This window comes from Streptomyces sp. V4I8 (assembly GCF_041261225.1).
Classification (GTDB): Bacteria; Actinomycetota; Actinomycetes; order Streptomycetales; family Streptomycetaceae; genus Streptomyces.
On sequence record NZ_JBGCCN010000002.1, the window covers coordinates 333,843 to 353,927 of the forward strand.

General features: G+C 68.3%; 10 protein-coding genes and 4 pseudogenes. 8 read left to right on the top strand and 6 right to left on the bottom strand.

Annotation, left to right across the window (positions count from 1 at the left end):
• The first annotated feature begins 1,282 nt into the window (after window positions 1-1,282).
• Complete coding sequence (locus ABIE67_RS47685; RefSeq protein WP_370270607.1) at window positions 1,283-2,122, top strand: IS5 family transposase; 840 nt, start codon at window positions 1,283-1,285, stop codon at window positions 2,120-2,122.
• 589 nt (window positions 2,123-2,711) lie between these two features.
• Here the strand turns inward: ABIE67_RS47685 and ABIE67_RS47690 are convergent.
• The 5 genes and pseudogenes from ABIE67_RS47690 to ABIE67_RS47710 all read right to left on the bottom strand — a co-directional run bounded on the left by ABIE67_RS47690 (window position 2,712) and on the right by ABIE67_RS47710 (window position 6,243).
• Window positions 2,712-3,404: pseudogene (locus ABIE67_RS47690) on the bottom strand (transposase family protein).
• Between the two features lie 247 nt (window positions 3,405-3,651).
• A complete protein-coding gene (locus tag ABIE67_RS47695) occupies window positions 3,652-3,933 on the bottom strand; it encodes a transposase (RefSeq protein WP_370270612.1) in 282 nt (93 codons plus the stop codon).
• Between the two features lie 77 nt (window positions 3,934-4,010).
• On the bottom strand, window positions 4,011-5,330 hold the full coding sequence (locus ABIE67_RS47700) for an IS256 family transposase (protein ID WP_370270360.1): 1,320 nt from the start codon (window positions 5,328-5,330) through the stop codon (window positions 4,011-4,013).
• A gap of 32 nt (window positions 5,331-5,362) precedes the next feature.
• Window positions 5,363-5,740, bottom strand: coding sequence for a hypothetical protein (locus ABIE67_RS47705; RefSeq protein WP_370270615.1), 378 nt, complete (start codon window positions 5,738-5,740; stop codon window positions 5,363-5,365).
• Window positions 5,737-6,243 carry a winged helix-turn-helix domain-containing protein gene (locus ABIE67_RS47710; protein WP_370270619.1) on the bottom strand — a complete coding sequence of 169 codons (507 nt, stop codon included), beginning with the start codon at window positions 6,241-6,243 and terminating at the stop codon, window positions 5,737-5,739. The genes ABIE67_RS47705 and ABIE67_RS47710 overlap by 4 nt, the downstream gene beginning before the upstream one ends.
• A gap of 14 nt (window positions 6,244-6,257) precedes the next feature.
• Between ABIE67_RS47710 and ABIE67_RS47715 the strand changes: the two are divergent.
• Window positions 6,258-6,611, top strand: a pseudogene (locus ABIE67_RS47715) (transposase); the annotation flags it as partial.
• 10 nt (window positions 6,612-6,621) lie between these two features.
• On the opposite strand, the gene ABIE67_RS47720 reads toward ABIE67_RS47715, so the two are convergent.
• Complete coding sequence (locus ABIE67_RS47720) at window positions 6,622-7,377, bottom strand: transposase family protein (RefSeq protein ID WP_370270623.1); 756 nt, start codon at window positions 7,375-7,377, stop codon at window positions 6,622-6,624.
• 113 nt (window positions 7,378-7,490) lie between these two features.
• Here ABIE67_RS47720 and ABIE67_RS47725 point away from each other — a divergent pair.
• The 6 genes and pseudogenes from ABIE67_RS47725 to ABIE67_RS47750 all read left to right on the top strand — a co-directional run.
• Window positions 7,491-8,222 (top strand): annotated as a pseudogene (locus ABIE67_RS47725) (transposase); the annotation flags it as partial.
• A gap of 30 nt (window positions 8,223-8,252) precedes the next feature.
• Window positions 8,253-8,453 (top strand): annotated as a pseudogene (locus ABIE67_RS47730) (IS3 family transposase); the annotation flags it as partial.
• Window positions 8,454-8,725: 272 nt separating this feature from the next.
• Window positions 8,726-9,985 (top strand): hypothetical protein, encoded by a 1,260-nt coding sequence (locus tag ABIE67_RS47735; protein ID WP_370270625.1) that lies wholly within the window; start codon window positions 8,726-8,728, stop codon window positions 9,983-9,985.
• 39 nt (window positions 9,986-10,024) lie between these two features.
• Window positions 10,025-13,456, top strand: a complete 3,432-nt coding sequence (locus ABIE67_RS47740; RefSeq protein WP_370270629.1) for a DUF6603 domain-containing protein — start codon at window positions 10,025-10,027, stop codon at window positions 13,454-13,456.
• Between the two features lie 52 nt (window positions 13,457-13,508).
• Window positions 13,509-16,172 carry a hypothetical protein gene (locus ABIE67_RS47745; protein ID WP_370270633.1) on the top strand — a complete coding sequence of 888 codons (2,664 nt, stop codon included), beginning with the start codon at window positions 13,509-13,511 and terminating at the stop codon, window positions 16,170-16,172.
• A gap of 346 nt (window positions 16,173-16,518) precedes the next feature.
• A complete protein-coding gene (locus ABIE67_RS47750) occupies window positions 16,519-19,998 on the top strand; it encodes a hypothetical protein (RefSeq protein ID WP_370270638.1) in 3,480 nt (1,159 codons plus the stop codon).
• The last annotated feature ends 87 nt before the right edge of the window (window positions 19,999-20,085 follow it).

Below are 20,085 nucleotides of genomic sequence, written 5' to 3' on the forward strand. Positions count from 1 at the left end.
TGGGGTGGACGAGCTGAAAGCGCAAGGCAAGCCGTTTGAGGTTATCTGCATGCACGAGGTCTGTTTGCGCCAACTGTCGTCAAAGGGTACTCCGATGGGTTGAACGGGAGGACACTGGGGAGTGCAAGGAGAACGGACGGCCTGGCGTTCGATGCCATGAGACAGGCCGTCCAACGAGTTTCAGCGCCGGGCCGTTGAGACGCTCTGGGTGCCAGTGTTTCGCTGAAGTGATTCGTAGTGAGCGCATCTCGGTGCACTTCGGGCCATGTTGCGAGAGCTCGCCTCTGGCCGGGCGCTGTGAGGGATGCGTGCAGATTGCCGCGGGGAGCAGTGGTGGGCGGTTGAAGCGCATCTCAGGGCGCTTTGGGGAAATTCGTCAACGGCCGCCGCCGGATGCGGGCGAGCGCCGGCGGCGGCCGCGAGGTGCGAGGACGGCGCTGGTTCCCCTACCGTCGCCGTCTCGCACTGGCCGTCCTCACCGACCCTCCCGGGGTGTGTGGGAGTTCACCCCGGGCTCGAAGCAGGGCTGGGGAGGACGAAGGGCTGGAGCTGCGTTGTCGGCGATGCGGCTCCAGCCGCTCACAGTGGTCGGATAGTCACTGCGACCCGGGGGGCTGGGGGCCGAAAGAGGAGGAACGGTAGCCCGTCGTCGGCCGGAGTCGGCGAAACGGGCGAAGCTCCTGCTGGGAAGCGTATCCGGGCCGGGGCAGTGAGGGCAGCATGCGATTCAGCCGATACTGGACTGGAATTCTGTATATGCCGGGAGCTGTTGGGGGTTCAGTGGGCGTTTGATGGTGATTCACGCCGACCGTTTCAACATGTTTTGCCACATTTATCGCCAACGCGTGCGGCCTGAAACGCCTGGAAGTTACCGACAGACAGGAAGCTTCCAACCCGTTGTTAGACCAGACGGAATTCGGCGCTGAGGAGCGGATCAAACGGGCGACCGGATCGGCACCCGGGATGCCGTGAAGGCGCATGTAAGGCGCGAATCACCCCGAAGGGTGTTGGCCGCAGGAGCGACTTAGCGTCTCAATCCATCCCTAAACGCCCACTAAGTGGGCATTTAAGTATGTCTTGCGATGTTACGTCGCTCTTGCGGCCTGGGGTCGTTGAGATGATTTGAGCCCTACATGCGGCTTCGCGGCCTTCCAAGCCTCGACCTCGGTGTCCATTTGCTCCGTGTCTCGCACCCAAATTCCGTCTGGTCTATGGACGTCACAGACCCGCCCAGCTCGTCAAGTAACGCTGCCGGCGGCGCCGTTCGAGTAAGAGCCCTTTCGTGAGCCAGCGAAAGCCGTACCCCAGCGACCTGTCCGACGCCCGATGGGCGTTGATCGAACCGACCTTATCCACCTGGAGGAAAGCCCGACTCGACCGCAGGCCCACCGGCCAGTCGGCCCAGATCGAACTCCGCGACGTCTTCAACGCAATCCTGTACCTCAACCGCACGGGAATCCCGTGGAAATACCTCCCGCACGACTTCCCCAACCACAGCACCGTCTACGCCTACTACGCCGCCTGGCGCGACGAAGGAATCCTCGCCCAGCTCAACTACGACCTGACCGGCCTCGCCTGTGTGAAGGAGGGGCGCAAGCCCGAACCAACCGCCTCCGTGATCGACACCCAGAGCGTGAAGACCTCCACGAACGTGCCCCTGACCAGCCAGGGAACCGACGCCGCCAAAAAGATCGTAGACCGGAAGCGAGGCATCATCACCGACACACTCGGCCTGCTCCTCGCCGTAACCGTCACCGCCGCAAGCCTGTCGGAAAACGCCGAAGGAATACACCTCCTCGACCAAGCCGAAAAGACCTACCCGACCATCTCCAAGAGCTGGGTCGACACCGGCTTCAAGAACGCCGTCATCGAGCACGGAGCGAAGCTCGGAATCGACGTCGAGGTAGTCAACAGAAACCCTGAAATCCGTGGCTTTCATGTCGTTAAAAGGCGCTGGGTCGCGGAACGGAGTATCGGATGGATCATGATGCATCGCCGTCTGGCACGCGATTACGAGACCCTTCCCGCCAGCTCCGAAGCCATGATCCACGTCGCCTCGATCGACAACCTCGCCAAGCGCATAACGGACGAGACGGCACCAACCTGGCGAGGTACTTACTAGAACAGAAAGGGCAATTCGCCTAGATCAAATGCCCTCTAAGGGAGTTGATATCCACCATAAGATCATGATCAAGGGTGGCTACTCGGCGTCACCACCGACTACGGGCCAGAGCCAAGTTGCTGGTGTGGCAGGTGCGTTGGGGTATCGCGGAAGTGTTCGTGTGTGCCGTTGTCAAGGCTGTCGCTGTCAGGTGGGTGGCTCCAGTGATGTGGTGCCAGGTGGTGAAGCGGCGGTTCACCACTGCTCGGCAGGCAGGACCCCGTCTACCGGTGGCGCCGGGCCTGTGGTTGCCGGGGCGGCGCTCCGGCAACCATGGGTCGCTCCCCTTCTGCATGGTGCCGCATGTGCCTGTGGTTGGCGCTTCCGAGCGCCCTGTCTGCGCGCTGGTTCACGCCCCTGTCAGGTCTGTCGGGTTCGCGTCACACTGTTCCTGGCCTGGGCGGTTACGTGATGTGAACTACCGTCCGGTGGTGCCCGGCCCAGGGGTAGGGGAGTGTGCGATGAAGACAATCTCCACCGTGGGGTCGCGGTTCGCGGTCCTGGCCGGTGCGTCGATCCTGCTGGCGGGTGGGATGGTCACTCAGCTCTTTCAGCGTTGCCGCTCCAGAGTGAGGACGGCCGAAGCGATTGACGACATTCGATTCGGGCTACACCGGGCTTTGCGGAAGATCCGCCAGGACTTCAGGCGGGCCACACCCCGCTCGACCGGTGCCCGTGCCGCGGAGAGCGCACGGTTGACCGTGCGCTGGGTCGGTGACAACTCACGGCCGGGTGGGCGTCTGACGGGTGTGGTCACCCACGGGCTGGCGCCCAGGTAGGCGCGGTCAGCGAGGACCGGGACGCCCTGGCGTTCACAGATCCTGATGATCCGGTGGGTGCGAGCGGCCGTCAGGTCGTGAGCACGGCCGGGCAGTGCCGGTGAGATCCACAGCAGCCGCCCTTCCGGGTCGGTCACCACCTACACGTTCACTCCGTGCCGGCGGTGTTTGTGGGAGTAGTCGGCCCGGCTGTCGCCGACCCGGTCGCACTCCGCGAGCGTGCCGTCGAGCAGGACGTGGCCGGGATCAGCCTCGCGCAAGGAGCGCAGCAGGCCAGGCGCGCGGTCAGCGAGCAGGTCGACGACGGCCGCGGTGTAGGCGTGTGCGGTGCCGACCGAGATGCCGAAGCCGGCCGCGATCTGCGCGAGGGTGATGTGCTGGCGTAGGTAGACCAGTGCGACCAGGGCACGCTGGTGCGGCGGGAGCTTGCAGCGGCGGTCACCCTCGCGGGTGACGATGAGCATGGTGCCTATGAACTGTCCGATTGCGGCGGGCGGCCGGCGCTGACCCGGCCCACCTCGGTGGCCTGATAAGAAGCCTGCCCGGCCCCAAAGGGGCCGTGGCCCCTCACAGTTCTGCCTCGAAGTGACCTCTCCCGGGCACGGCGCCGGTCCGCAGCGACCGGGACCACCGCCTCACGGAGAGGAACCCTGATCGCGTGAACACCATCGTCGCCCACACGCATCTGAGGTCTTCTCTTCGGGGTGACGGTCATGGTGGAGCGAGGATCAGTCCGGTCTCGGCGATGAAGCCGTCGAGGAGGTGGGGCCGGTACTGCATTTTCTTCAGCCGGGTCCGGGTGTGTGCGGCGAGCTGGTCGGTGGTGCCGGCGGCCAGGTTGGCCAGCGATTTCTTCAAGTGGGCCCACACCCCTTCTGCCGGGTTCAAGTCTGGCGCGTATGCGGGGAGGCGGAAGACGGTCAGCCAGTCCTTGCGGTCCGTCAGCAGTTCACGCATCACGGTGTCCTTGTGCTGGTGGAGTGAGGTTGTCAATTCCTTTGTGTATGTAGAGGTGTCTGGCCTTGCTGGTCGGGCCTGCGGGTTGGCTACTGTCGGTGATCTTGCTGGGGTCAGAGGGGGAGGCGGTCGGGGAAGGCGGGCATGAAGTGGTTCATGGCGCGTTTCCAGCCGAGGGTGCCGGTGCCGCGGACGCGGCCTTTGGGGATGGGACCGTCGCCGTCGATGTGGCGGCCTTGGATGCGGCGGATGCCGAGGTAGAGGAGTTTGACGGCGGCGTCGTCGCTGGGGAAGTGGCCGCGCGTCTTGGTGATCTTGCGGAGCTGGTAGTTCAGGGATTCGATGGCGTTGGTCGTGTATATGACCCTGCGTATCTCGTGGTCGAAGGCGAGGAAGGGGATGAATTCTTCCCAGGCCCGTTCCCAACTGGCAATCAGGCCAGGGTAGTTCTTGCCGTAGTTTGACCGGAGCTCGTCCAGCGCGGTCAGTGCCTCGGATTCGGTGGCGGCGGTGTAGATCGGTTTGAGGGCGGCGGTCACCTGCTTGCGGTCACCGTGCGACACGTATTTCATCGAGCTGCGGATCAAGTGGGTCACGCAGGTCTGGACCAGGGCTTTCTCCCAGACTGTGGTGATGGCGTCGGGCAGGCCTGCCAGCCCGTCGCAGCACACGATCAGGACGTCGCGCAGGCCGCGGTTCTTCAGCTGGGTGAGCACGTTCAGCCAGAATTTCGAGCCCTCGCTGTCCTGCAGCCAGATGCCCAGTACGTTCTTGATGCCGTCCACGTCGACGCCGATCACCAGGTGGGCGGACTTGTTGGTGACCATGCCGCTGTCGCGGACCTTCACGGTCAGCGCGTCGATGTAGAGGATGGGGTAGACGTCGTCAACGGCCCGGTTCTGCCAGGCAGTTATCTCGTCCGCGACCACATCGGTGATCCTGGATACCAGGGCCGGGGACACCTCGCTGCCGTAGACCTCTTTGAGGTGGGCGGTGATGTCGCGGGTGGTCATGCCACGGGCGTACAGCGACAGCACCATGTCGTCGACCTGGGCCAGACGCCGTCGGCCCTTGGGTACGATCACTGGCTCGAACTCCGACCGGCGGTCCCTGGGCACGTCCACCGTGACCGGGCCGGCCACCGTGGTGAGCGTCTTGGGGTAGGAGCCGTTGCGGGCGTTGCCCGAGCCGCGGCCTGCCGGGTCCCCGGCCTCGTAACCGAGATGGTCGGCCATCTCCACCTGCAAAGCCCGCTCCAGCACCGCCTTCATCATCTGCTGCAGCAGCCCGCCGGCCCCGTCAATACCGACCCCGGCCGCCTCCGCATCAGCCAGGAGCCGGTCGATCGCCGCCGGCGATAAAGCCCCCGCCAGCCGCCTCGACGCCTCCTCACGCGGCTCTGCGGACTCGGCGTGCGGGCTGGACTCGTTCATCAGGTCACTCACTGTGCGTCACATTCCTGGTGTCACCCGGGGCCCGACCAGCACCCAGCAAGATCACCTCTTACACAGAGGAGTAAACAGCCTCGGTGGATGTCCCACACCAGCACGATCTTCGAGCCCAGCTGCTGGTGCGCGGCGTCCAGCAAGGCTGCGAAGTCCTTCTCCTTGAACCCCTTCTTCTCACTCTTGCGGCCGTGGTTGACGAGCATCCTGAAGACCAGGCGGGTCCGTGTGCCGGGCCGGGGGCACACCATGCCGGCGACCGAGACGCGGCCGGAGCCCTTCCCGCTGACCTTCACGACCGGAGAGCGGCCGCGCATCGACCAGGTGCGGGCCTTCGGCGGCCGCAGGCTCTGCCCCGACTCGTCCTCGAAGCACAGCCACGCGTTCTGGTCCCTCACCGTCTTTCCACGCGCGGCCAGACCTCCCGCACCCAGGTTGCCACCGCGGTCTCGTCCCGTTCGGCAGCACGGTGGACCGGGACCTGCACCGAGAATCCCATCTGGTGGAGGATCCTCCAGATCTGTGCGTCGCTGAAGCGGACATGGAAACGCCGCGCGACCAGGACCGCTACCCGCGCTGTCGTCCACCGCTGGTCCTCCGTCCAGCCGTACGCGGCCGGCCCCTGTTCCAGAGCCTGGGCCAGCCATGCCCGCCAGGCGGGTTTCATCCGCGACGGCCAGCCCGAAGGCCCCTTCGAACGCAGCGACGCCACACCGCCCTTCTGCCACAGGGCATACCAGGCATAGGCCGACTTCCGTGACACCCGTAACTGTCTGGCCACCACGGGAGGCGGAACCTGCTGAGCAAACAACTCAGCAGCCTCAAAACGAACTTGCTCTCTCACGGCCCGTTGCTTCGGAGTCAGGCCACCCCCATCGGAATACCGCACAACTACCGGCATACACCCAAAGACTGATCCACCGTCACCCCGAACAGAAGACCTCAGATGCGTTCGTCATCGGCGTCGACACCCACGCCAAAACGCACACTTACGCCGTGCTCGCCGCCAACGGTGAACACCTGGGCACGGAGGCATTCCCCAACACCCACGCCGGCCGAGCCCGAGCCATCAACTGGGCCGGACGTCGCACCGACGGGGATCTCAATACTCTGTGGGTCATCGAGGGTGTGGGCAGCTACGGAGCCCAGATCGCCCGCCAGACGGCACGCGCAGGCTACCGCGTGGTTGAAGCCGCCAGAATGGGCCGCGCCAGCCGCCGCGGCATGGGCAAATCCGACCCGATCGACGCCCGGCGCATAGCCGCAGCAGTGAGCATTTTCAGCGGTAGCTCTCCAGGGTGAGGACGGCTCGTGCGGCGGTGGTGAGCCAGGTGGGGCTGCAGCGGGCGCGGCGGAAGATCCGCCAGGTCTTGAGCCGGGCCATGCCGCGTTCGACGGGGTAGCGCAGCCGGGTGTGGGCTCTGTTCAACGCCCGCTGCCGGAGGGTGAGTTCTTGACGGGGACGGCGGCGGTTCGGGACAGCGAAGGTTCCGCCGGCACCGAGGTAGCCCAGGTCCGCCAGGACCGGGATGCCGAGGCGGGCACACGTGTTCACGATCCGGTGTGTGCGGGCCGCGGTGAGGTCGTGGGTGCGGCCGGGTAGTGCCCGGGAGATCCACAGGATCCGGCCCGCGGGATCGGTGACGACCTGCAGGTTCACGCCGTGGCGGCGGTGTTTCCCGGAGTAGTCGGCGCGGCTGTCACCGACCCGGTCGCACTCCGTCAAGGTGCCGTCCACCAGCACGTACTGCGCCCGGGCCTTTGCCTCACGCAGGGCCCTGGTCAGGCCCGGAGCGCGACGGGCCAGCAGTGTGACGACGGAGCGGACATAGGCGTGGGCGGTGCCGACGCTGATCCGGAACCCGGCCGCGATCTGGGCGAGGGTGAGGTGCTGCTTGAGGTACACGAGTGCGACCAGCGCACGCCCCGACGGGCGGAGCTTGCACCGGCGGTCACCCTCCCGGAGGACGATCAGCATCGTGACCGTCTCCACGAGTGCGTGCGGCAGGTCCAGTGCGGCAGGATACGTAACCAACGGAGCCCCCAGGCTGAAGAGTCGAGACGTCAAGCACCTCGCTCAACTGCCCAGGGGCTCCGCCCGTTTCGTCTTCCCACCCATCACCCGATCGGCTGCCGAGCTGAAAAGGCTCAGTGCTTCCACTCCCCGAAGAACAGCTGCGCACCCCGCGGATGGACGAAGGGGTGCGGGCGGCAGCACAGATCCTCCTCACCTCCCGGGACGAGCTCACCAGCGAGCGGACCAGGGCCGTGAACGCCTTGACTGCCCTCGTGCGCATCGCCGACCTCGGCATCGACGCCCGTCGTCCCCTCGGCGCCAGGCAGATCGGCGAAATCGCCCGCTGGCGCCCCCGCGAGGAGGGCCTCGCCACCACGACAGCCCGCACCGAGGCCGTCCGGCTCGCCAAAAGGATCCTCGCCCTTGACACCGAAATCACGGACAACATGAACCGGATAGGCGAACTCGTCGACGCCAGCCCTGCCGCCGGCCTCCCCGAGGAAACCGGAATCGGCCCCATCACCGCCGCCACCGTCCTCGTCGCCTGGTCCCACCCGGGACGGGTACGCGACGAGGCCGCGTTCGCCGCCCTCGCCGGAGTAAGCCCCATCCCCGCCTCCTCGGGCAACACCACGCGCCACCGCCTCAATCGCGGCGGCGATAGGCGGCTCAACCGCGCCCTGAACGTCATCGCCATGGTCCGCATGGTGCATCACCCGCAAACCCGCTCCTACGTTGACCGACGACGCACCGAAGGCAAGACAGACCGCGAGATCCGCCGCTGCCTCAAGCGCTACCTCGCCCGACGCCTCTACCGCCACCTCAACGCCGCCGCGGCGAACATAGGGGTTGACGGGACATAGAAGCTTCATAGGAGCGTCAACGCCGTCAGCGAGGCGTTCAACAGCGTCCTCAAGGTCGAATACGTCCACCGGCACACCTTCGCCACCCGCGCCGAGGCCCGGCTGAAGATCGCCACGTGGATCACCGGCTTCTACAACACCCATCGGCTACACAGCAGGTGCGGGTACCACAGCCCGATCGACTACGAACACGACCACCGAGCCAACTCCGCCCTGGAGCTGGCCGCTTAGAAGAACTCCACACATCGAGGGGATTGGCACTGTCGAAGAGTGCGTACGCGATCGGCCACCGTACCGAGTCCTGGGGAGCCAGTGAGGTGAGCGCGAACAGGCGAGGACTGGGTGGTGTCGGCAGTGCCAGGACCGAGAGGTGATTCCGCGCAATTGCTCCCCTGCTGCTCGATATTGGTATGGGTACGGACTACGCTCTCAACGACCTGATTCGCTCCGACTGCCAGGCAAGGACGCCTGATGGCCGAACACATCCTCGTGAGAGCGGGCCCATGACGGTCCGCAGGGTTGAAAGCCGGCTGCCGCCCGGGTTAAGCGCGGGCGATCTCGGGCAGGCGTCGGGCGAGGTGCTCGGGCCGTCGGGGGAGCGGTTCGTGCTGGTCTCCTACCTTGAGTCGCCGGTGCCGGAGCAGACCAGGCTGGACTACGTGCTGTTCGCCTTGCCGCCCGCCGGGTCGAACGAGAACCTGTGGCTGGACTATGTCGAGATCGACGAATACCGCTGGGAGGTCACCTCACCGACCGATCCACAGTTCGCCCCGATTCTGAGCGTCGGGGACACCGGGTGCTTCTGGTGGGAGGGGCAGCGGCCGTCCCACCAATATGTCATCACCGTCACACCTCGGTTGAAGGGCGCGATTCTGGCCACGGTCCAGCTGACCCAGGGCACCCGGGAGCGGGAGCCTCGGCTCGAGGCCAAACTGGCGCGCAAGCGCAAGGACCCCGGCGAACCGGACTCTCAGCGGGAGCTCATCAATGACTTCGGGGACTTCGTCCGTACAGCTGCTGCAGCGACGGGGACCAACGGGATTCCGGCACGGGCGCTCGCGGCGATCCTCTACATGGAGCTCAATGCCCGCCCGAAGGACGGCACCCGGCGAGCCGACATGTATCGGCGGCGATCCAGGATCAACCGGACGCCCACCTGGGTGGAGTGGACCTCGGCGGAGGTGCGGCAACATTTCAATCAGTCGCAGAAGCTGGTCCACCTGGCCACCGACTTCTACCCGCTGACCGAGATCAGGTGTATCGAGATCGCGCTGGGCGGGGATATGTTCGACGACACGGTGGGACCCCGGGTCACCCTTTTCGGTGGCAAGACGCTCGGAGTCGGGCAGATCGGCCTGTCCACGGCGGCCATGGTGATCGGCGCGGCGCCCTGGGTCGAGGGCACCCCCGGCAAGCTGAGCGAGGCACACGGCAAGGTCGACCAGAACTGGCGGGTCATACCGCTGCTGGCCAAAGTCGGGATCTTCAACCGCCTGCGCTTCCCTAAGGCCAACATCACGCTCACCGCTCAGCTACTCGACCGCCTGAAGAACCGGGCGAACCGCTACCCGACTACCGGCGCCGCCGCCTTCTGGCAGGACGAATTCGCGGTTTCCCTGCTGGCCACCGAGTACAACCACGGCCCGACCAACTCCGCCCTCGCCGACGCCCGCCTGCCTCCGGGCCGCGACGAGAACTGGCGCCGCGCTATCCGATTCGTTAAACCGAGCTACCCGATCTACCCCGAACTCTTCTTTCCCTGACCCAAGCCCAACCGGTCCAAGCTGACTTGTGGAGGCACGATGACCGAGCCAGCACCGTCGCTTCAGGTTGCGCTGACCACTGAGCTGGGGCTGTTGCTCGCGCCGCTGGCCGATCTGGCTGAACCGGGCGAGTTGCGGACGCTGATCGGGGAGTTGGGGTTTGCGCTGCCCGCCACTGCCGAGTTTCCGCAGTTGTTCGCCGATCTGGCGACGGCCGCGCAGGGCATGGTGACCGCACTGGTCGAGCTGGCCGAAGCCAACGAGGAGCAGCGGATCGAACGTCTGGGCACCGCGCTGACCTCGGTCAGAACCCTCCTCGACCTGGCCGAGAGCGTCGGTACAAGGGCACATGACGCGCTGACCGGGTTCCCGGACTTCCTGGCGCACAGCGGTCTGGCCGAGGAGTTGCCACGCCGGTTGCTGGACCGCCTAATTGTGCGCTACCTGCGGGACGAGCAGCCGATGGTCTACAGCCTGGTGCTGCTGACCGGACTGGTCGAGTGGCGGAACCTGCCCGAAGACCCGGCCGCGCACCGGCTCGCGGTCATCCTGGCGACGGTCCGGTGGGAGCGGCTCGGGCAGCTGTTCACGGCGCCCGGTGACCTGGCCGAGGAGGTGCTCGGCTGGCGCACCGGGTTCAAGATCGCCCCGTTCATCGCGGCGGTCGGCCTGCTGTTCGATCAGCTCGGCTTCGACGTCGGTGAGCACCCGCAGGATCCCGCGATCCAGGCTGCGCTCGGCCGTCCGCCTGGCGTGCACGAGCTGCTGATCCCGCTGTGCGCCGAAGGCGCCGCGGAAGCCGGGCTGCGGTTGTCCGAGGTGCCCGCGAACGGTTCGCGCCTGGCCGGGATCGGGCTATTCCCATACGTGATCGGCACTCTGGGCGAGGAGGCCGCGACCGCGGACGGCCTCGCCGTCGAGGTGCGGGCGACTGGGCTGCTGGACGGCGGGGTCGCACTGCTGATCCGCCCGCCAGGCGACGTCGAGGTCACGGCCGACCTGGTCGGCGGGACGAGCGCGGCGGCCGAGGCCAAGGTACGGGTGAGGTGGAGCGCGGCGGGGCGGCCGATCCACCTGTTCGGCGCGGCCGCTGGATCCAACGCCACCGCTAAAGGGCTCGCTGTCTCGCTCGTCGCCCGTACGGCACTGCGGGACGGCAAACTCAGCGGCGAAGCGGCGGTCGAGGCCGAGATCGTCGACCTGCGGATCGTGCTGGCTCTCGGTGGCGCCGACAGCTTTCTCAGCAAGATCCTGCCTGCTGAAGGGCTGTCGGCCACGGTCACCGCCGGGCTCGGGCTGTCCACCAGGAACGGGATCTACCTCATCGGAAGCGGATCCTTCGAAGTCACGCTGCCGGTGCACGTCTCGCTCGCGGGTGTCGTCACAATCGAGCACATCCATTTGGGGCTTCGCGTGGCGGGCGGCAAGCTGGTCCTGGACATCTCGGCATCGGCTACGGCCGCGCTCGGGCCGATCGCCGCGTCGGTGGAGCGGGTCGGGTTCACCGGCACGGCCGCACTGCCCACCGGCTCGGGGCTGGGCCGCGCGGAACTCGCCTTCAAACCGCCCAAGGGGGTCGGCCTGGCGATCTCGGCTGGGCCGGTGTCCGGCGGCGGTTACCTGTTCCTCGATCCGGACAAGGGCGAGTACGCGGGTGTGCTCGAACTGTCGGTCAACATTCTCAGCCTCAAAGCGATCGGCCTGCTGACCACCCGGCTGCCCGATGGGCGGCCGGGGTTCTCGCTGCTGCTGATCATCACGGCCGAGTTCCCGCCGATTCAGCTAGGGTTCGGGTTCGCCTTACTCGGGGTCGGCGGGCTGCTCGGGGTCAACCGCACAGTCGCGCTCGACCCGCTGCGCGATGGGGTGCGGACCCGGGCGCTGGACGCCGTGCTGTTCCCGAAGAACCCGGTGGCCAACGCCACCCAGCTGCTGGGCGCGCTGCGGGCGCTGTTCCCGCCGGCCGAGGGCCGGTACACGTTCGGGCCGATGGTCAAGATCGGGTGGGGTCCGGGGCCGCTGCTGGAGATCGAGCTGGCGCTGATCCTCGAGCTGCCGATGCCGTTGCGGCTGATCGTGGCAGGGCGAATGCGGGTACGGCTGCCGGATGAGAACGCGCCGGTCGTGGTGCTGCGGCTGGACGTGGTCGGGATCCTAGACATGGATCGAGGTGAGGTGTCGATCGACGCGTCGCTAGTCGACTCGCGGATCGCCGCGTTCACCATCAGTGGGGACATGGCCATGCGGGTCGGTTGGAAGGGGAACACCCAGTTCGCACTGGCCGTCGGTGGATTCCACCCTCGGTTCACGCCGCCGCCCGGGTTTCCGGCACTGCGGCGGCTGGCGATCAGCCTGGGCGATGGCGACAACCCGCGGATCAGGCTGGAGGCGTATCTCGCGATCACCTCGAACACCGTGCAGTTCGGGGCGCGGCTCGACCTGTACGTGGAGGCGGGGCCATTCAACGTCACCGCTTATGCCGGGCTTGACGCGCTCGTCCAATTCAGCCCGTTCCATTTCGTGGTGACGCTCAGTCTGGGCATCGACGTGTCGTGGGGGCGGACGCCGATCCTGCACGCGCAGCTGGAGGCCAACCTGGAGGGGCCCTCACCGTGGCATGTGTACGGGTTCCTCGAATTCGCCATCCTGTTCATCAAGGCGCGGATCGACGTCGACCTGACAATCGGCGAAGCGGTGGCCGAGCCGCCGCCGAGGGTGAACCTGGTCTCGGTGCTGCGCCCGGCCGTCGAGGCCGATGACGCATGGGCGGTCCAGCCGTCCCCCGCCGGGGCGAGCGGCGTGACCCTGCGCGCCGCCGGGACCGGCGCGGCCGAGCGCCTCGTGATGAGCCCGTTCGGGCAGTTCACCGTGCGCCAGCGGGCGTTGCCGTTGGCCACCACCATCACCCGGTACGGCGCAGCGGTCCCGGAACCCAGTACGCCTGATCGGTTCGAGGTCCGTGCGATATCTGTGGGCGGAGATCGACTGGTCGCGCCGCCGGCGGTGTACGACGGGTTCGCCGCCGCGCAGTACGCCGACCTCACCGACGACGAGCGGCTGTCGCGTCCCGCCTTCGAACGAATGCCCTCCGGGGTGACCGCCGGGCTGGCCGGCCACCGCTGGCCACGCAACCGGGTGGGCGCGCCGATCGCGTGCGGCGTTGACATCCACTACGACGAGGCGATCGTCGACGACCCCGACGCGCCCACTCCACCCCCGACTCCGGTCCCGCTCAACGCCGCCCTGGCCGGGCTGCTGGTCGCGGGCGGCGCCTCGGCGCTGTCACCGGCCCGTCAGGCACAGGCGATCAAGGGTCCTGACCAGCGTGTCACGATCGTGGGCGAGCAGTACGTCGCCGTCCCTCGCGACACCCTCCCGAACGCCCTGCCAGCCACCCCGGCCGCCTACGCCCAAGCCGCTGACCACCGGGGAAGCGGCCAGCTCGTCACAGCTGGGGAGGTGACCGGGTGAACCGGTGGATGCGCTTCGGGATGGCGGGAGCCGTATGGGATCAGGTGTCCGGATGAATCGGTATTCGTTCCTGCGCTGGGTGCGGTCGGGGTCGGCGGGAGCCATACACGATGAGGAAGGTAGTGGGCGGGTTGAGCCGCGAACCAGGATCAGCGTCGAGGTCGAGTTCGGCAGCGGGCTGAACCCCCGGCGTGAGCTGGCTCTGCACGGGCCGGGGGACGTCGTCGGGTTAACCGGGGCACAGATCATCAGGCGCTTCCCTGAGCCTGGGTCACTGACCGTCGGCACCGATGCGTTCGCGCATCTTGAACTAGACGACCCCGACCTGCCCTGGCGCTACACCCCGTTCCGTGAGCAGACCGCCGCCGACAGCGGGCCTGGGCTGCCCAGGCAGGGGACGCTCGCGCCGTGGTTGTGCCTGGTCGTCGTCGAGCGGCGGACCGGGGTTTCGTACGGGTTGCGGCCCGGCGACCCGTTGCCCGTGTTGCGGATCGCGGATCGGGTGGACGATGAGCTGCCGCCGCCCGGTGAGGTGCACGCGTGGGCGCATGTACAGCTGATCGGTGACCTGCCCGGTGATCTCGGTGAGGTGATCGACCGGCAGCCGGAACGAGTCCTGGCCCGGCTGGTCGCTCCGCGCCTGCTCGAGCCGGACACTCCATACCTGGCCTGTGTGGTACCGGTCTTCGAGGCCGGGCGGCAGGCGGGGCTCGGCGAGCCGGTCACCTCCAAGCCCGACCAGCATGCCTGGGCGGCGGGGCAGGCGACGGCCATGCTGCCCGTGTACGGCGCGTGGGAGTTCGACACCGGGCCGGGCGGTGAGTTCGAGCAGCTTGTCCGCAGGCTGGGCCCGGCCAGGCTTGACCAGATCACCGACCCGGCGGGCAACCCGCTGGTCGGCACCCGAACAATGAGCCTCACCGCCCCAGGGTTCGGCCTCGCAGACGACCCCGGCCGGCCGGACGCCGCACTGTCCGGGGCCCTGCGCCTCGAAGGGACGACTACCCAGGCCCCGGGCGGTTTGCCGCTGCTTGATGCCGTGAACCTGGCCGACGCGGTCGCGCCACCTGTGTACGGGCGCTGGCACGCCGCTGCGCCGGTCGGGGGCGCCGATCCGGCGTGGCCACCGTGGCTGGCCCAGCTGAACCTCGACCCTGGGCTGCGGGTGGCGGCCGGGATGGGGGCGGCGGTCGTCCGGGCCAGGCAGGAGGAGTTCATGGCCGCCGCCTGGGAGCAGGTCGGCGAGATCAGGGCCGCCAACCAGGTGTTGCGCCAGGCCGAGCTCGCCCTGGCCGGGTCGCAGCGGATCTACCAGCGGCACGTGGCGGCGCTGCCCGACCTGCGGCTGCTGGAGTTCGCCGCACCTGCACTGTCCAGGCTGCGCTCGACCGCCGATCCGTCCCGAACGCTGACCGGGGTGATCGGGGGACACTGCCTGCCCGAAGTGTGCCTGACCGGCGGCTGGGTGAGACTGCTGCGCCGTCGCGGTCCGCTGGTGCGGCGGCTCGAACGGGCCAAAGACGGCGCCAGATTCGACCCCACGCTGGTCATTCAGCGGCTCGCGGACGGCGACCGGGAACCCGTACCGGATCCACCCGGGCCGATCGCACTGGCCGGGGCGACAGAGCTGGCCGATGTGCTCACCAGGCCGGGCAGGATCGGCATCGACCAAGTCGAGCGGGAGGCTCTCGGTGCGATGCTGACCACCCTCGCGGCCCGGGCGGTGGTCGATCCCTGCCTGCCCACCCCGATCGGACAGCTGGCCGCCGACGCCCGTGTGCGGTTACTGCCGTCCGCGACGATCCCGCGCCGAGTCAACGCGCAGCTGCGCCTGCCGCCTGAAATGCGGACCCCCGACCGAATCGACCCGATCATGGCCGCGCCGCAGATCACAGCGCCGACTGCCGGCTTCCTGGCCGAGCAAGGGCAGGACTGGCTGCTGCCCGGACTCCAGCACGTACCGAAGGAAAGTGTCAGCGCGGTCGTAGCCAACCAGCGGTTCGTCGAGGCGTTCCTGGCGGGGATGAACCACGAGATGGGCCGTGAGCTGCTGTGGCGCGGGTATCCGACCGATCAGCGAGGGACCGTGTTCCGGCATTTCTTCGACGCGCAGGCCGCCGCCACGCCCTCGCCGGGGGATATCACTGTCATGCACGGCTGGAGCGGGGATCTCGGTTCACATCCTGCCAGAAGCGGTCCGGCCGACCGGTTCGTGCTAGTGATCAGGGGTGAGTTGCTGCGGCGGTTCCCTCATACGACGGTGGTGCTTGTCAAGGGGCTGAGCTCGGGTGGCACGCGTAAGCCGGGGCCGGTGGACGAGGCGGCGCTGCTGCCGGTATTCGCTGGGCGGCTCGGGCCGGATGTGACGTTCCTCGGGTTCGAAGTGTCGGCCGAGGCGGCGCGGAGCGATCCCGGGTACTACGTGGTGTTCCAGGAACAGCCCACCGAGCCCCGCTTCGGCGTCGGAGCCGCGTCCGGCCAGCTCACCGGGGGCCGCTACGGCAGCTGGGCCGACCTCGGACGAGGCGACCTGGCAGTCACCGGCGGTGGCTACGTACGGCTGGAAGCGACCACGTCCACCGCGTTCCTGGACCGGGTTCCGACAGACTCGACCGTATGGGATGGACGGTCCGATTCGCTGGCCGCGATCCTGCTACGCCGTCCGTTCCGCCTCTACCTGCACGGTTCCGACATCCTCCCGAGGACGAGCTCATGACCGCGTTGACGGACATCTTTTCGGGGACTGATCGATGACGGCGTTGACGGATATCGCGCGAGCGCGTGCCGTAATGGCTTCGGCCGAGCGAGCTCTGCGGCGAGCCCGGGGGCAGGGAGATGCTGCCGGGACTACCGAGCTGGAAAAGGCGCGTGCTGAGGCCGCCGCGGAGCTGGCCGCGCTCCGGCAGGCGCATGCCGGGGACGCTGCCGACCCGTTCGCGCTGGCCGAGGGGCGATGGCCATTGTTGTTGCTGCCTGTTCGGCTGGAAACCAGGTTTGCGTGGAAGGGCGCAGCCGGACCGACGTTCGTCAGGCCGCCGGACGTCGCTGTGCCGTTACTTCTGGTGCGGATTTTCCCTGATGACATTCACCTGGACGCGCACGACACTGAGCTCACCCCGCGTGAGGAAGAGCTGCGCAGGGAGTTCCTCGTCGCCGTCAACGCCGGGCGGGACCGGATCGACTTCGTGCGGGCGTGGGAGCACCTGATCCGAGCCGTCGGGCACCGGCGGGCCGCATGGATCGCCAGAATGGCCAAGCTGGGGAAGGTCCCGATCGTGCCCGACCGGATAGGCCGCGCGCCCAGGGCCGCGCTACTGCCCGACCGCTGGCAGGCGTATGCGACGCTGCCAGGTGGTCAGGTGGTGTCGGGCGAGAGCAAACTCATCAGCGAGCCGCTCGACGTCGGCCCCGACCCGTATGGCGGTCCGCCTGGCTGGCTGACTACGTACGCCCGGGCCGAGGAGGCCGGGATGGCGCTCACCGTCGAGTTGCCCACGCCTATCGGCCGGCCCCGAGTAGACCGGCTCGTCGTGCTCGGCGCGCATGTCACCCGTGACGCCGACGCCTCCCGTCAGGCGTTCGAGGCACTGCTCGACGCTCACCACCACACCGTCGGCCTGTCGTTCGTACGGCCAGGCGCACCCACCAACGCCCTGCCGGGTGAGCGCCCCGACCACACCTCGAGGCCGGACGTCGACCAAGTCTTCGCGGTCGAGGGCGACATGTGGCCGCTTATCAAATCTGACCAAACCCTCGTCGACGACCCGATCGCCGACGGCGTGGGAACCGCCGAACTGCTCGGCCTCGACCCGGCCGTGTTCGCGCACGTCGAGGGGGCCGACCGCCGGACCGGAGCGGCAGCCGCCCAGGTCAGGCGGCTGCTCGCGGACGCCGTAACCGGGACGCTGCGGCACCTATGGGCTCCCGTGCTCACCGCCGGCGACCTCGACGTGACGGCCTCGTACTTCTCCGACGCCGTCGAGGGGCTCGGCCCGATGCCAGCGCTGCGGGTGGGCGACCAGCCGTACGGGATCCTGCCGGTCAGCGTCACCATCCCGGAAGACTTCGACCTCGACCCGTTCGAGGTACGGCTGCTGACCGTGCTGCGCCGGTTGCGCGAGTGGGTCTGGGAGCCGTCCGTGGCCGCTGTTCCCGCGATCGGCGGGCAGCTAGCCGACCCGGCCGGGACGTTGCTCGCGCTGCTGCGCTCCGACGGTGTGACGCAGACGCTCGCCATCCGCGCCCTGCTCGGCCCGGACGTCAGCGCGGTGGTTCTGCGCCGATTCGAACCTATGCGGGCCGCCGCGCTCGGCAACGAGTTGCAGTTGGTGTCCGGGCTGGCCGCGTCGCTCGCCGCCGACCTGGCTGCCCAGGACGTACGGCTCGCCTCGATGGTCGCGGTCGCCGATGCGCCCTCGGTCACGGTGCCGTTCGTGGGGGAGAATCCGCATACGGAGCTGGACCAGCTGTCGTTCCGGTATCCCTCGACGCTGACCGCGCTGTGGGAGCTGCTGGATCCCGGGCCGTTCTCTGGGTCCCTGCTCGGCGCGCTGGCCAGGACCGCGCTGCTGTCGTCGGCCGATCGGGCCACCCGGACGCTGCTGCGACAGGCCGGGACCGTGGACGACGCCACGGTGGCCGCCTGGGACGCCGAGCTCAGCCGGAACACGATCCTGTACATGCTGGACCACCGGCTCGCTATGGACATCCCTGATCATCCGGGCGTACCGCTTTACTCGCTGCTGCTCAACGCGCCGCCAGCCGGGGCCGAGCCCTTCATCACCACGCTAGCCGCCGTACGTGAGCTGGCTGTGTCAACCGGGTACGGCACCGCGCGGGGCCGCCGTCATCCGCGTGAGCTGTTGGACGTGGTGCTCAGGTCCGAGCTCGGGCTGCTCTCGCATCGGCTGGACGCCTGGCTCACCGCGGTGACAACTCAGCGGCTGCGCCGCCTGCGGGCCATGCCCGGCCGGGAGCGAGGGCTGATCATCGGCGCGTACGGCGTGCTCACGAATCTAGGTGCCGGGCCTTCGCTGCTTCCCGTGGATGTCGCTGACCTGCCGGAGGGTGTGGGCGAGGCGTTCCGGGACTCGGCCAACGTCGGGTACTCACACACGCCGGGTGTGGCGCACGCGGCCACGGCCGCCGTGCTGCGGTCGGTGCATCTTGGGCAGCGGCCAGGAGTTGGCGGGGAGGCGTTTAGCGTCGATCTATCGTCGCGGCGGGTGCGAAACGCGCTCGGGCTCCTTGACGGTATACGCGAAGGGCAACCGCTGGCCGCCCTGCTCGGCTACCGGATGGAACGCGCGCTACGCGACCGAGGCACGCCGCAGGCGATCGCGGTCATCCGGCGGGCCGCGCCACTGGCTGCCAACAAGCTCGAGACCCAAGGGCCCGCCGAGCACGTCGCCGCCGACAACGTGGTGGACGCGCTGCGCCTGATCGCTCTCACCGGGCCCGGCACCGAGGCAGCCGTACGGACCGTCCTCGCGCCGCACTTCGGCACCCTCGGCGCCGCCGAGACCTCAGCCGTGGTGCGGGCGGTCGCCGTGGTGGTCGCCGACGCCAGAGAGGCGGCCGATTGCGTCGCTGACGTACTGCTGGCTGAGGGGGTCTTCCAGCTTGTGCGGGGAAACCCCACCCGTGGGGCCGCCAGCGTGGACGCCCTCAGCGGCACCGGCAGCCCCCCGCCCGAACCTGAGGTGATCTCCCAGCCCCGCACTGGCATAGCCCTCACTCTCCGCGCGGCTGTCACCCTCCCCGCTACACCACCCGGCGTGCCCCTCGGGCCATGGGCCGATACCCCGCGCTCCCGGCTGGAGCCCGCTCTTGAACGGTGGGCTCAGGCAGTGCTGCCTGCTCCTTCAGATGTTCAGATCAGCGCGGGTCGGACTCTGGCTGATCTGCTGTCGGCGTCTCCGCTGGCCGCGATCGACTTCGTGGCGGGCGATCCCGGGACTCTGGCTGCCCGGTTGTCGCTCGCTGAGCCGCCGAGTCCTTCGCTGATTGAGGCGTTCACGGTGGCGGCAACGCTAAGGGCGCTGCTCAGTGCGGCTCGACCACTCCTTCCTCAAGACGCGAGCGTGGAGGCCGAGGCCGCGCTGGCTCGGGTGGATGCCGCTGTGCATGCCGTACGGATGGCTCGCGATGCCGTACGGGCGGCGACGGACCCGGCGGCTCTCGTCGACGCGTTGCACAGGGCCGACCTGGTGGGGGCGACCAACGCCGTGCCACCTGGTGACGCCACGGCCGATGAGGTAAAGGCTCTGGCCGTCGCCGTGGCGGCCGAACTCGACGCCCGGATGGCCGCACACGATGCGCTGGCGACTCCAAGCGCGGATGATATGGCCCGCGCGGAGTGGGCGGAGGAACGGGCCAAGGCCGCGTTTGGACCCACGGGATGGGTCGTTCCGGCAATCAGCGGGCTTAGTGGGGGCACGCCCGAGGGTATTTCGGACGAGGCGGTCGCGCTGGTGGTCGGGCAGCGGGCGCGGGTGCGGCCAGGGGTGGCCCGGCTAGACCCGTACTTCGCGGGTCGTTGATTCGTATGGTGTGACCGGTCCGGGGTGTCCTGGGCCGGGGGTGTGGCGTTGGGTGGGGTGTGTCGATGACTTCCCGGTCCCCGCGGC

What these genes read in the sequence shown, in the direction of transcription:
- ABIE67_RS47700 (WP_370270360.1), bottom strand. Translation starts at nt 5,330, where the DNA reads ATGAACGAGTCCAGCCCGCACGCCGAGTCCGCAGAGCCGCGTGAGGAG.
- ABIE67_RS47710 (WP_370270619.1), bottom strand. Translation starts at nt 6,243, where the DNA reads ATGCCGGTAGTTGTGCGGTATTCCGATGGGGGTGGCCTGACTCCGAAG.
- ABIE67_RS47735 (WP_370270625.1), top strand. Translation starts at nt 8,726, where the DNA reads ATGACGGTCCGCAGGGTTGAAAGCCGGCTGCCGCCCGGGTTAAGCGCG.
- ABIE67_RS47740 (WP_370270629.1), top strand. Translation starts at nt 10,025, where the DNA reads ATGACCGAGCCAGCACCGTCGCTTCAGGTTGCGCTGACCACTGAGCTG.
- ABIE67_RS47745 (WP_370270633.1), top strand. Translation starts at nt 13,509, where the DNA reads ATGAATCGGTATTCGTTCCTGCGCTGGGTGCGGTCGGGGTCGGCGGGA.